This is a genomic window from Corallococcus terminator (assembly GCF_003611635.1).
Lineage (GTDB): Bacteria > Myxococcota > Myxococcia > Myxococcales > Myxococcaceae > Corallococcus > Corallococcus terminator.
Window position 1 is genome coordinate 13,079 of sequence record NZ_RAVZ01000024.1, and the last position, 12,342, is coordinate 25,420.

9 protein-coding genes are annotated in these 12,342 nt (G+C 69.7%); 6 read left to right on the forward strand and 3 right to left on the reverse strand.

What is annotated here, in order from left to right:
* Position 1 precedes the first annotated feature (1 nt).
* The 4 genes from D7V88_RS05855 (at position 2) to D7V88_RS05870 (ending at position 4,690) form a co-directional block, all read left to right on the forward strand.
* Positions 2 to 1,282 (forward strand): O-antigen ligase family protein, encoded by a 1,281-nt coding sequence (locus tag D7V88_RS05855; RefSeq protein ID WP_120539612.1) that lies wholly within the window; start codon positions 2 to 4, stop codon positions 1,280 to 1,282.
* On the forward strand, positions 1,279 to 2,502 hold the full coding sequence (locus D7V88_RS05860) for a glycosyltransferase family 4 protein (protein WP_120539613.1): 1,224 nt from the start codon (positions 1,279 to 1,281) through the stop codon (positions 2,500 to 2,502). The genes D7V88_RS05855 and D7V88_RS05860 overlap by 4 nt, the downstream gene beginning before the upstream one ends.
* Positions 2,499 to 3,824: a lipopolysaccharide biosynthesis protein gene (locus D7V88_RS05865; protein WP_120539614.1), complete on the forward strand. Its 1,326-nt coding sequence runs from the start codon at positions 2,499 to 2,501 to the stop codon at positions 3,822 to 3,824. The genes D7V88_RS05860 and D7V88_RS05865 overlap by 4 nt, the downstream gene beginning before the upstream one ends.
* A 119-nt stretch (positions 3,825 to 3,943) precedes the next feature.
* Entirely contained in the window at positions 3,944 to 4,690 is a 747-nt protein-coding gene (locus D7V88_RS05870) for a sugar transferase (RefSeq protein WP_120539615.1), read from the forward strand.
* Here D7V88_RS05870 and D7V88_RS05875 read toward each other — a convergent pair.
* Positions 4,611 to 5,762 (reverse strand): DegT/DnrJ/EryC1/StrS family aminotransferase, encoded by a 1,152-nt coding sequence (locus D7V88_RS05875; RefSeq protein WP_120539616.1) that lies wholly within the window; start codon positions 5,760 to 5,762, stop codon positions 4,611 to 4,613. The genes D7V88_RS05870 and D7V88_RS05875 overlap by 80 nt on opposite strands.
* A 118-nt stretch (positions 5,763 to 5,880) precedes the next feature.
* Positions 5,881 to 7,257 (reverse strand): hypothetical protein, encoded by a 1,377-nt coding sequence (locus tag D7V88_RS05880; RefSeq protein WP_120539617.1) that lies wholly within the window; start codon positions 7,255 to 7,257, stop codon positions 5,881 to 5,883.
* Between the two features lie 222 nt (positions 7,258 to 7,479).
* On the opposite strand from D7V88_RS05880, the gene D7V88_RS05885 reads away from it, so the two are divergent.
* A complete protein-coding gene (locus D7V88_RS05885) occupies positions 7,480 to 8,430 on the forward strand; it encodes a GNAT family N-acetyltransferase (RefSeq protein WP_244238005.1) in 951 nt (316 codons plus the stop codon).
* 97 nt (positions 8,431 to 8,527) lie between these two features.
* Here D7V88_RS05885 and D7V88_RS05890 read toward each other — a convergent pair whose 3' ends face one another.
* Complete coding sequence (locus tag D7V88_RS05890) at positions 8,528 to 10,540, reverse strand: polysaccharide biosynthesis protein (protein WP_120539619.1); 2,013 nt, start codon at positions 10,538 to 10,540, stop codon at positions 8,528 to 8,530.
* Positions 10,541 to 10,851: 311 nt separating this feature from the next.
* Here D7V88_RS05890 and D7V88_RS05895 point away from each other — a divergent pair, with 311 nt between their 5' ends.
* Positions 10,852 to 12,306, forward strand: coding sequence for a pectin acetylesterase-family hydrolase (locus D7V88_RS05895; protein WP_120539620.1), 1,455 nt, complete (start codon positions 10,852 to 10,854; stop codon positions 12,304 to 12,306).
* Positions 12,307 to 12,342: the final 36 nt, after the last annotated feature.

Here is a 12,342-nt window from a genome sequence, read left to right on the forward strand (position 1 = left end):
CGTGAGCTTCGTCCGACGCACAGGCCTGGGCTTCATCGCGGCCATCTACGTGCTCGCGGGTCGCTGGGGCTTCCACCGGCTGGCCGAGGCGGTGCCGGAGGTCAACCCGTTCCTGGAGCTGCGGCTGTGGATCGTCACGGGCGGGCTGGTGCTCGCGTCCGTGGGGCTCCTGCTGCGCGCCACGCGCGAGGCGAGGCCCGGCGAGACGCGCTTCGACCCGCCGCTCGTCGCGGCGATGATGGGGTTCTTCGGCTACCTGGCCGCCAGCGCCGTGTGGGCCCCCAACACGACCTTCGCCCTCCTGAAGGTCTATGACCTGGGCCTGCTGCTGGTGATGAGCGTGGGCTTCGGGCTCGCCGCGCTCCGGCAGCCCGCCCCCCGGGTGCTGGATGCGTTCTGGGGCATCATCGTGCTCGCCACGGGGGTGCTCGCGCTCACCGGCGTGCGGCAGCTCCTGGGCGGCGGCGGCGGCGCGCGGCTGGCCGTGATGGGCGGCGGCCCCAACATCTTCGCGCGGCTCATGGGGCTGCTCGCGCTGGGCGCGCTGTACTTCTGGTACTGGCGGGGACAGGCGTGGCTGTGGATTCCGCTGGCGGCCACCGGCGTCATCCTGGCGCTGCTCACCGGCTCACGCGGCGGCACCGTCGCCATCCTCGCGGGCGTCATCACCTGCCTCGTGGTGGGGCGCGTGCCCATGCGACGGCTGCTGCTGCTGACGCTGCTGGCCACGGTGGCTGTCACGGCCGTGACGCTGTTCTCCCCCCTGGGCGAAGCGCTGACCCGCTCCGTGGAGGAGCGCTTCCTGCGCCTCACCCTGAACTACGAGACGGGCGCGGGCGGCGCGCCTGGCAGCGGCGGCCAGGTGTACCTGTCCGGACGGGAGATCCTCTACGCGTCCGCCATCCAGTTGGGGCGCGACCACCCGGTGACCGGGGCGGGACTGGCCGCGTTCCCCGGGCTGGGCCTGGGGGTGTACCCGCACAACCTCTTCCTGGAGGTGTTCTGCGAGGGCGGCACCGTGGGGCTGCTTTTCTTCGCGAGCGTCGTGGTCACCTTCCTGCGCTCGGCATTCCTGCGACGCCACGGCCTGGACGGCGCCACCGTGGGCGCGGCGGTGCTGGTGCTGCTGGGCAGTCAGTCCAGCGGAGACCTCTATGACAGCCGCGCCCTCTTCCTCTTGATGGTGATGGCCTCCTGCACCGCGGTCGCGGGACGCAGGACCCCCAGCGCCGCCCCGCAGCACGCCCCACTCCTTCCCGCGATGCCAGGAACCAACCCATGAAGATCGTCTACCTGCACCAGTACTTCAATACGCCCACCATGCACGGGGGCACGCGCTCCTATGAGCTCGCGCGCCGGCTGGTGGGCATGGGCCACGAGGTCCACATGGTGACCTCCGACACCCGGCCCCAGGCGCCCACGCGCGGCTGGCGCGAGACGAACGAGAGCGGCATCCACGTGCACTGGCTGCCGGTGCCCTACAGCAACTCCATGAAGAACTCGGACCGCATCCGCGCCTTCAGCAACTTCGCCGTCAACTCCACGCGCCGCGCGGCGCAGTTGTCCGGCGACGTCTTCTTCGCCACCAGCACGCCCCTGACCATCGCGGTGCCGGGCATCTTCGCCTCGCGCTGGAACAGCCGGCCCATGGTGTTCGAGGTGCGCGACCTCTGGCCCGCCATCCCCATCGCGGTGGGCGCGCTCAAGAGCCGCTCCGCCATCCTGGCCGCGCAGATGCTGGAGAAGGCCGCGTACGCGGGCGCGGCGCACATCGTCGCGCTGTCGCCGGGCATGAAGGCCGGCGTGGAGGCGGCGGGCGTGTCGTCGGAGAAGATCACCATCATCCCCAACCTCTGCGACCCGGAGCGCTTCCAGGTGCCAGCCTCCGCCGGCAAGGAGTTCCGCGCGAAGTACCCGTGGCTCCAGGACCGGCCCATGGTGCTGTACGCGGGCACGCTGGGGCTGGTGAACGGCGTGGGCTACCTGGTGCGGCTGGCGAAGGAGATGCTGACGCGCGACCCGGAGGTGCGCTTCGTCATCATGGGCCAGGGCCGCGAAGAGGCGGACCTGCACGCGCTGGCGGAGAAGCTGGGCGTGAAGGACCACAACCTCTTCTTCCTGCCCAGCGTGACCAAGGCGCAGGTGCCCGCGGTGCTCAGCGCGGCCACCATCGCCACGTCCCTCTTCACCGACGTGGACGGCATGCAGGACAACTCCGCCAACAAGTTCTTCGACGCGCTCGCCGCGGGCCGGCCGCTGGCGCTCAACTACGGCGGCTGGCAGGCGGAGCTGCTCGACCAGGAGCACTTCGGCCTGCGCCTGCCGCCCCGGGACCTCCCCGCCGCGGCGGACATGCTGGCGAAGAAGCTGCGCGACCCGAAGTGGCTGGCGGAGGCCGGCGCGCTCGCGGGACGCCTGGGCAAGGAGCGCTACTCCGCGGACACCGCGGCCGTACGGCTTTCGGAAGTGTTGCAGCGAGCGGCAGCGGCGGCGCGTTCGTGAAACAGCGCTCGGTGGGGGGCAACTTCGCCTGGTCGCTCTCCGCCGGGCTCATCTACGCGTTCGCCCAATGGGGCGTGCTGGTGGCCTTCGCCCGGCTGGGCACGATGGAGGAGTTGGGCGACTTCGCGCTCGCCCTCGCCATCACCGCGCCCGTGCTGCTGATGGCCCGCATGCAGATGCGCACGCTCCAGTCCACCGACGCCCGGGGCGCCTTCGGCTTCGAGCATTACCTGGGCCTCATGGTGCTCAACGTGCTCGCGGGCGTGGCGGTGTGCTGCGCCATCGCGTGGGTGGTGGCGCCCTCGCCCCGCGCGATGGCTGTCACCGCGATGGTGGCGCTGGCCAAGGGCTTCGAGGCCTTGAGCGAGGTGTTCTACGGCGCGCTCCAGAAGCGCGAGCGGCTGGCGCTCATCGCCCGCTCCACCATCGCCAAGAGCGCGCTGTCGGTGGTGGGGGTGGCGCTGACGCTCTGGCTCACGCGCAGCCCCGTCGCCGCGGCGGCCGCGCTGGGGCTCTCCTGGGCCATCGTGCTCTTCTGCTTCGACGCGCAGGCCTTCCGGCGCGAATTCCCCGACGCGCACCCCTGGCGCCCGCTGTGGCGCACGCCGTGGCGCGAGCAGGGCGGCAAGGTGAAGGCGCTCTTCCTGCTGTGCTACGTGCTGGGCATCACCTCGCTGTTGGGGGCGCTGCGGCCCAACATCCCCCGCTACCTGCTGGAGGCGCACTCCGGCCAGGCGGAGCTGGGCATGTACGCGGCGCTCGCGTACTTCACCGCGCTGGGGGGCCGCGTGGTGCACTCGCTGGGGCAGGCCGTGAGTCCCCGGCTGGGCCGCTACCACGCGGCGGGGGAGCAGCGCCGCTACGGCAGGATGCTCGCGGGCTTCGCGGGCATCGCCGCGCTGATAGGCCTGTGCGCCATCGCCGGTTCGGCGCTGTTCGGACGCTGGGCGCTGACGCTCTTCTACGGGGCCGCCTACGCGCAGAACCTGGAATTGTTCGTCTGGCTGATGGGGGCCGCGGCGTTGGAGTACGTCTGCGTGAGCCTCCAGATTGGCCTCACCGCGGCGCGGGAGCTGAGGGCCCAGGTGGTGCTGCTCGTCGCGTCCGTCTGCGTGGTGGCGCTGGGCAGCGCGTACTGGGTTCCCCTGGTGGGGCCGGTGGGGGCCGCATGGGCGCTGGGGCTCGGGTGGATCACCGAACTGTCAGGCAGCGTCTGGCTGGCGGTGCGGGCCTGGCGGCGGCTGGGGCGCGAAGAGGTCTCCCTGGGGGCGTCCGTCCCCGCGCGGGCCGCCGTGGATGCTCGGGAGCGGACAGCGGGCTGAGTCCCGGGGGTCGTGGTGGCCTTGCGGGCGGCTGCCTACGCTCCCAGCCTCCGAGCGCACGGCGTCCTCGGAAAAAGCGGGAGCACCTGCCCGGACACCCACGCCTGGGAGCACGACACATGCAAAGACAGACAGGAACCGGAAGGTTCCTCAAGCGGTGCATCGACGTGGCAGCCGCGGGACTGGGCCTCGTGTGCCTGTCCCCGGTGATGGCCGCCACCGCGCTGTTCGTCCGCATGACGATGGGCCGCCCCGTCCTCTTCCGCCAGCAGCGGCCGGGGCTGGGGGGCCGGCTGTTCACCGTGCTCAAGTTCCGCTCGATGCTGGACGCGACGGACGCGCACGGCAACGTGCTGCCGGACGAGCAGCGCCTCACGTGGGCCGGGCGGCTCCTGCGCTCCACCAGCCTGGATGAGCTGCCGCAGTTGTGGAACGTGCTCCGGGGCGACATGAGCCTCGTCGGGCCCCGGCCGCTGCTCGTGGAGTACCTGCCGCGCTACTCCGCCGAACAGGCGCGGCGCCACGACGTGCTCCCGGGCGTCACCGGCTGGGCGCAGATCAACGGCCGCAACGCCATCAGTTGGGACCAGCGCTTCCGGCTGGACGTCTGGTACGTGGACCACTGGAGCCTGGCGCTGGACGCGAAGGTGCTCGCGCTGACGCTGCTGCGCGTCGTGCAGCGCCAGGGCATCTCCTTCGTGAGCGACGCGACGATGCACAAGTTCGCCGGCAACGCCCCGCCCGAGTCCAACGTCGTGGCGCTCCGGCAGGGCGGCGACGAACCCTTCAGCTCCCCGTCCGACGGACCGGATTCCGGGCCACGGCGCGCACCACCTCCACCACCCGCTCAAGCTCCTGGGACGTGAGGTTGGAGCCGGAGGGCAGGCACAGCCCGCGCTCGAACAGCTCCTCCGACACGCTCCCGCGCCGCCGGTCGAAGGACGCGAAGACGGGCTGGAGGTGCATGGGCTTCCACACCGGCCGCGCCTCGATGTTCTCCTTCTCGAGCGCGGTGCGCACCGTCTCCCGGTCCGCGCCGAACGCCTCCGGGTCGATGGTGAGGGTCGTCAGCCAGCGCGTGTGCCGGCCCCACGGCGCCTCCGGCATGAACGCGATGCCGGGCAGGTCCGCGAAGGCCTTCGCGTAGAACGCGTGGTTGGCGCGGCGCGCGAGCACGCGGTCCTCCAGCACCAGCAACTGCCCCCGGCCAATGGCCGCCAGCACGTTGCTCAGCCGGTAGTTGTAGCCAATCTCCGAGTGCTGGTAGTGCGGCGCGGCGTCGCGCGCCTGCGTGGCCAGCTTGAGGGCGTGTTGGATGAGCTCCCCGTCGGAGGACACCAGCATCCCGCCCCCGGACGTGGTCAGGATTTTATTGCCGTTGAACGAATAGATGCCCACCCGGCCGAACGTGCCCGGGGCCCTTCCCTTGTAGGAGCTGCCCAGGGCCTCCGCGGCGTCCTCCACCACGGGCACTCCGTAGCGGTCGCACGCGGCCAGCAGGGGGTCCAGGTCCGCGCTCTGGCCATACAGGTGGACCACGATGACCGCGCGAGGCAGCCGGCCCGCGCGGGCGCGCGTGGCGAGCTCTTCCTCCAGCAGGGCCGGATCCATGTTCCAGGAGGTGCGCTCGCTGTCGATGAAGACGGGCGACGCGCCCAGGTAGCGGATGGGGTTCACGGAGGCGGAGAACGTGAGCGTGCTCACCAGCACGTCGTCCCCGGGCCCCACGCCCACCAGTTGCAGGGCCAGGTGCAGCGCGGCCGTGCCGGAGCTCAGCGCGAGCGCGTGGGGACTGCCCACGCACCGGGCGAACTCCTCCTGGAACGCGTCCACATGCGGTCCCAGCGGTGCAATCCAATTGCTCGCGAAGGCGTCTTCGACATAGCGACGCTCAAGCGTGCCCATGTGGGGCGAGGACAGGTAGATGCGGGAAGACATGCGATGAGGCTCCGGGGCTCGGACCGGGGCCCGTCCCCGGCGTTTCCCGAAGCGTTCGCACACTCCCCTCCCCCACGCGCTCGGGCGGGGGGAGGGGGTGTTTGTTCGCATTGCGGAACTACTGGCCGGACAGCACCTTCGCGTTGAGGGCACCGTTGCCGTAGAACTGCGTGTTGTTGCCCACCTTGTGCGTCTCCAGACGGCGCTGGAGGTTGGCATCATAGCGGCCCAGCTTCATCAGACCGTCGTTGAACCAGCCCGTTCCACTGCCCGTCCCGTCCACGTAGTTGGCGTAGCGGGTGGCCGAGGGCCAGATGACGTTGTTGAGCGTCACGACGAACTTCTGCATGTCCGCGGCCGTCCACTCCATGCCCGCGTCGCGCGCTTCCACGAGGTAGGCCATCACGCCATTGCCGTGGGCCACATCCTGGCCGGGGCGAGCGCTGGAGCCCCAGTTGGCGGCCCAGAAGTACGCAGCGGGGTTGACCATGCTTGTCTTCAACTGTCCGCGCAGCGAGGAGGTGTTGTTCGGCATGTCACGGTTGATGTTGTTGAAGACCGTCATGTACGTCGCCTTCTTCGTGGCGTCCGTGGTCATGCGCGACAGGTCCATCGCCATGTACGCCCAGTGCGACGCCATGTGCGTATTGACGCGATAGATGTAGCTGTTGGCGCCGCGCTTGAGCCACTTCTCGAACATGTTCCGTTCGGTGAAGGCCAGCAGCTTGTCGTACTGCGCGCGGTAGTTGCTGTTGTTGTACAGCGCCGGCGTCTCCTTGATGACGCGCAGCATGCGCGTCACGTACCGCCAGCAATAGCTTTCGAACAGGGGCACTTCCTGGCCCACGGTGTCCGAACGGGCGGAGGCCCAGCCCATGTAGCTGTCCTTGAACTGGCTGCGGGGCAGCGACGAGGAGACCCGAGCGTTGTTGACCACGTTGTTGGCGTAGAGCAGGGCCCGGTCCAGGTACTGCGTCTTGCCCGTGGCCCGGTACATCGCGGTGTTGCCGTCGACACCGTAGCCCAGGTTGTAGAACTGCCAGCTATCGAGCGACTTGCTCATGGGCAGGAAGCTGGAGGTGTGCTCGGAGTTCCAGCGACCGAGGAACAGCGTCTCCCAGGCCGCCACGGTCCGAAGACCCACGGCTGCCTGAGCGGTGGTGCCCAGCTCCTCCTGGGACGGAGCGGCCGGGTCCGCGGCAGGAGCCGACGGGACCTGGGCGACGGCTTCCGAGTCCGAGGGTGCGAGTGCGTCCGCCTCCTGGTCCGAGGGAGCAAGCGCGTCCTCGTCCTGGAAAGAGGGAGCGGGCGTCTGTGTTTCAGGGTTGACGGCTTCAGGGGTGCCTTGCGCGTTTTCTCCGCTGGTGTCGACCGAGGCCGTCTCGCCGGGGGTGGCTTCCGGGTTGGGGCCACAGGCACCCCCGACCAGAAGGGCGAGCGACAGCAGGGACGACAGGGCAAGACCAGACGTGTTGCTACGACGAGATTCCGACATCAGTGGGTCCCGTGGGGTAGGTCCGGTGTACTGCCCGGTGCGCTACCCTGTTGTGAGAACGCCGGAGTGCGTTCGCGGCCTTCAAAGAGTTGAGTGCCCCACAGAATTCCTTTGTGTTTAGACAAACAAAGGGAATGTCTGGCCGTTTGTCTTTGGTACCAGGTGGCATGGGCCTGGCTGCCTGAGCCGGTGAAGCACGCACGCGGAGCGGGGGAGACACACATGAGAAGGGTGCAAGCGAGCGCCATGCTGGTTCCCGACGCGGGAGCCTCGGCGCTATCGGAGGAGTACTTCCGCTCCGCGCACCACCTGCGGGCCGAACGGGTGACCCACACCCTGGTCCTCCGCGGACACGCGGGGGGAGTGCTGCACCTGCCACTCATCGTGCGCCCCATTGAAGGGACGCCCTACCGCGACGGAATCTCCCCCTACGGGTTTCCCGGAGGGAGCCTGGACGGGCTGTGCGAGGTGCCGAAGCTGGACGTGGACTGGAGGAGCACGGAGCTGGTCAGCATCTTCGTGAGGGACCGGGTCCAGGGGCCGCCCTGCTTCGCGGAGCCGACCGCGCGCAACGAGGTCTTCTTCGTGGACCCGAAGCTGCCGCTCGACATCAAGGAGATGCACCGCCGGCACCAGCGGCGCAATGACCGGCTGGGCTTCGTGAGCACCGTCCGTCCCGCACGCGAGGTCTCCTGGGAGGAGCGGCAGGGCTTCCTGGAGGTGTACCGGCAGACGATGGTCCGCGACCGGGCCTGCGTCAGGTACTTCTTCTCCAACGAATACTTCGAGGAGGTGTTCGCCTCGCCCGTTGTCTGGCTCGCGACGACGCGCGCGCCGGACGGACAGGTCGCCTCCAGCGCGCTCGTCGTGCGCAGTGATGGCCTGCTGCACTACTACCTGGGCGGAACGGCGGATGCGCACCTGGCGCGCTCGCCGGCGAAGAACGTCTTCGGCGCGATGATCGACCTGAGCCGGGACCTGGGGCTCCCCCTGCACCTGGGCGGTGGGCTCCAGCACGGGGACGGTCTGGCGGACTTCAAGCGGGGCTTCGCGAACGCGAGCGCCCGCGTCCACACGCATGAGATTGTCTGCGAGCCGGGGGTGTACGCGCGGCTGACCGAGGGGCAGCCCTCCGGGAGCTTCTTTCCGGCCTACCGGGCGTCGCGGCACTGACCTGCGTCGCCGGAAACGTCGGAGGCCCCGGCGTTCCCACGCTCCGGGGAGAAGGAGCGTGAGGACGCCGGGGCCTCGGGTGGCACTTCGGAAGGCTTCAGGCGCTCACGGTCTGTTCGGCGCCCAGGGAAAGCGGGGGGATCCGGGGACCGCCCGACCCCTGCGGGTTGACGCCATCCATCAGGAGGGCGCTGCCCGGCGCGAGGACGTTGCGCGGCTTCGACGGGGTGTACGAGGGGATGAGGTCCTTGAGCGCGAGCTTCACGGCCAGGACGTCACCGGCCCGGGCCGCCCGGTCCAACCGGAGCAGTTGGAGGTCGAAGTCACGGGGAGGCGCGGGGCTGCGCGCCACCTTGATGCGGTTGCGGACCTGCTGCGTGAGTTCCTCTTCGTCGCTCATCAGCGTCTCCTCCAGCTTCTCGCCCGGGCGCAGCCCCGTGTAGACGATGGAGATGTCCTTGTCCGGCACCAGGCCCGTCATGGTGATCATGTTCGCGGCCAGTTCGGCGATCCGCACGGGCGCGCCCATGTCCAGGATGCACAGCTCGCCGTAGCCCCCCAGGCCCGCCATCACCACCAGCCCCACGGCCTCCGGGATGATCATGAAGTAGCGGGTGCAATCCGGGTGCGTCACGGTGACGGGGCCGCCCGCCTGGATCTGCTGCTTGAACAGGGGCACCACGCTGCCCGCGGACCCCAGCACGTTGCCAAAACGGACGGCGCAGAACGTGGTGCGTGAGTTCGCCGCGATGTTCCGGATGACCATCTCCGCGAGCCGCTTGGACGCGCCCATCACCGACGAGGGCATGACGGCCTTGTCGGTGGAGATGAGGACGAAGCGCTCCGCGCCGCAGGCGTCCGCCATGCGCGCGACGTTCTGCGTGCCGAAGACGTTGTTCTTGATGGCCTCCTCGGGCGAGTCCTCCATCAGCGGCACGTGCTTGTGCGCGGCCGCGTGGAACACGTACTGCGGCCGGAACTCCTGGCCGATGCGCAGCATCCGGTCCAGGTCCCGGATGTCCGCCACGACGGAGCTCACCGGCAGCCCGGGGTAGCGCGCCTGGAGCTGGCGCACGAGCAGGTAGAGTTCGTTCTCGTTGATGTCCACCACCACCAGCGACGCAGGGGCATGTCCCGCCACCTGGCGCGTGATTTCACTGCCGATGGAGCCCGCGCCGCCGGTGACGAGGATGCGGCGGCCGGACACCAGCCGGTGGACCTCCTGGTGGTCGAAGGCGATGGCGTCCCGGGGCAGCAGATGCTCCGGGCTGAGGTCGTGCAGCATCGCGGCGGAGATCTTCTCATCCAGGTAGGCGAACGAGGCCGGGATGATCTTGAAGCTGACGCTCTGGTGCCGGCACAGGCTCAGGATGTGCCGGGTGCGCTCCGGCGACAGGCGCGGGATGGCGATGAGCACCTGCGTCACCCGGTGCTTCGTCATCAGCTCCGGCAGCGCGTCGATGACACCCAGCACCGGCTTCCCATTGAGGAAGGTGCCTTGCTTGCCGGGGTCGTCGTCCACCAGTCCAATGACATGCCAGGGGCTGCCCGAACCGCGCATCAGGTCGCGCAGGAGCAGGTCCCCGGCGCTGCCCGCCCCCACGATGAGGGTCCGCTGGGCGCCGTCGTCCCTCGAGCGGCGCTGCTCCAGGTACCACTGCCGCGCCATCCGCGGCGCGAAGCGGTGGATCCCCAACAGCGTGGTGGTGGCGAAGAACTCGAGCGCGACCACCTGGCCCGGCACAGCCCGGGCGAAGAACACCAGGCGCAGGAATTCGAACACGATGCTGGCCGCGACGTTGGCCATCACCAGCCGGACCGCTTCGTTGATGCCGGAGCGGCGGAACGACCAGCGGTGCAAACCCAGCCACACCAGGGCGACCAGGCGCACCGCCAGCAGCAGCCCCAGCGCACGCGGGAAGGAATCCCGGATCCCGGCTGGCAGCACGCCGTCAAAGCGCGTCAGCACCGCGAAGAAGAGCGCCCCCGTGATGAGGGTCGCGTCCACCAGCAACATGCGCAGCGAGCAGAGCAGGGGCGACCTCCCTGGCGTGCCTTCCACGGATGCAGCCGTGGTGCTCAACCCTTCGACCTTCGAGGAACTCATCATGTGGCCTCCCGCCCTTTTGGCCTGGCGCGGCTTTGAATCCGCCTCCCCCGGATGTCCGTAAGGAAGCTCGCCCCAGTCTTTGAAACGCGAGGAAGGGTTGGATGCTCGGAGGGCAATCCCAAGCCGTCCCGCAGGGCATCCGACCCTCCGCACGAGGCCCGTGGGCGTCAGTGAGCACCCGCACCGCACCCGGGGTCTGCTTACCGACGCCCAGATATTTCCTTGGAAATCCTGTTTCTTGGTTTTTTCTGAAACCTCATCGAACAGGTCGGGTTGAACCCCTCCAGTGTGTCTTGCTGGAAGGAAAACCCATGCGGATGGATGTCTTCGTCGTCGCCTTCGGGCTGGTGGTGGGCTGTGGCAGGGATGTGTCGTGGGACACAGAGCCACCGGAGGCGGTTGGCGTGGTGGCCTCCGCCGCCGTGGCCACCTGTGGCAACGGCATCGTGGAACAGGACGAGCTGTGTGACGGAGGCGGCGCGGTGGCGTGCACGGGCCTGTCCGCGCTGTACACCGGAGGGCAGACGGTCTGCGCCAGCACCTGCCGGGGTTACGAGGTGGCGCGGGACTGCCGCGTGAGGCCGGGTGTCCTGGTGGAGACGATCCGCCCAGCCCTCCGGGACGCTTCACGCTGGGCGGGGGCGAAGTGCAACGACGGGACGAGCTTCGCCTTCAACTTCAGCCCCTCGCCCACCGGCAGCAAGGTGTGGGTCATCAACCTGGGCGGCGGCGGCTACTGCGACGGCACCACCAGCGCGTGCGCGAACCGGGGCGTGCTGCTCACCAGCAAGGGCGAGCCCGCGGACCGGGCGCTGGAGACCCGGGCGGGCTCCGGCATCCTGTCGCGCGACCCGGAGGAGAACCCCACCTTCGCGGACGCCAACCAGGTGAGCGCCCACTACTGCTCAAGCGACCTGTGGACTGGCACGAATCCCACGCCGCAACCGGTGGATGGTGGGCTGCGCCTGCGCTTCAACGGCCGGCTCAACGTGCGCGCCCTGTTGGAGGTGCTGCGCCGCGACTACGGCCTGGATGACCGGAACAACGCCCTCAAGGTGGTGTGGACGGGCTCGTCCGCCGGCGGCAATGGCGCGCAGAACAACGCGGATCAGCTCGCCCGCGCCCTGCCCCGGGCCCAGGCGGCCCGCCGGCTGTGGGTCATCTCCAGCGCCGGCTGGATGCCCTTGAACTGGACGAACCCGGACTACACCCAGAGCGGCATGGGGATGCCCGACCCGGTCGTCTCCGCACAGCTCGCCACCCTCTACCAGGCGGAGTTCAGCCCCGAGTGCCGCGCGCTGGCGAGGGCCGCGGGGCGCCAGGAGTCCGACTGCTTCGCGGGCCTGCCCACGGTGGCGTCCCTCCACCTGCCCGTGGCCCGGGGCGGGCTGGGACTGCGGACGCTGGCGGCCACCAACCGCCGGGACCCCGTGTACACCACCCACCACGGGCTCACGGACCTGAGCGCGAAGACGAACGCCGCCCTGCAGGAGTGGGACGACCTGATGGCGCGCGAGATGCGCGACTCCGGCGTGCGCTGGCTCTTCGCGCCCTCGGATGATCCGCGCGTGGGTTCCCAACTGCACGGCGTCTATGGCTCGTGGCGCCTGCCCTTCAAGCCGTTCAACGCCGCCAACGACGTGTGCGACGACCTGCCCGCGTACACCGTGCCGGACTTCCGCGAGATGGTGACGCGCTTCTTCGAGGACCCCTCGCCGGACACATCCCGCCTCAAGGTGTGTTTCAACGGAGAGTGGTTGCCCTGAAGCAGGACCGCCGCCCGGCGCTGGCGCCGGGCGGCG

Coding starts and splice junctions, on each gene's coding strand:
- D7V88_RS05895 (WP_120539620.1), top strand. CDS start 10,852: ATGCGGATGGATGTCTTCGTCGTCGCCTTCGGGCTGGTGGTGGGCTGT.
- D7V88_RS05870 (WP_120539615.1), top strand. CDS start 3,944: ATGCAAAGACAGACAGGAACCGGAAGGTTCCTCAAGCGGTGCATCGAC.
- D7V88_RS05860 (WP_120539613.1), top strand. CDS start 1,279: ATGAAGATCGTCTACCTGCACCAGTACTTCAATACGCCCACCATGCAC.
- D7V88_RS05880 (WP_120539617.1), bottom strand. CDS start 7,257: ATGTCGGAATCTCGTCGTAGCAACACGTCTGGTCTTGCCCTGTCGTCC.
- D7V88_RS05875 (WP_120539616.1), bottom strand. CDS start 5,762: ATGTCTTCCCGCATCTACCTGTCCTCGCCCCACATGGGCACGCTTGAG.
- D7V88_RS05890 (WP_120539619.1), bottom strand. CDS start 10,540: ATGATGAGTTCCTCGAAGGTCGAAGGGTTGAGCACCACGGCTGCATCC.
- D7V88_RS05885 (WP_244238005.1), top strand. CDS start 7,480: ATGAGAAGGGTGCAAGCGAGCGCCATGCTGGTTCCCGACGCGGGAGCC.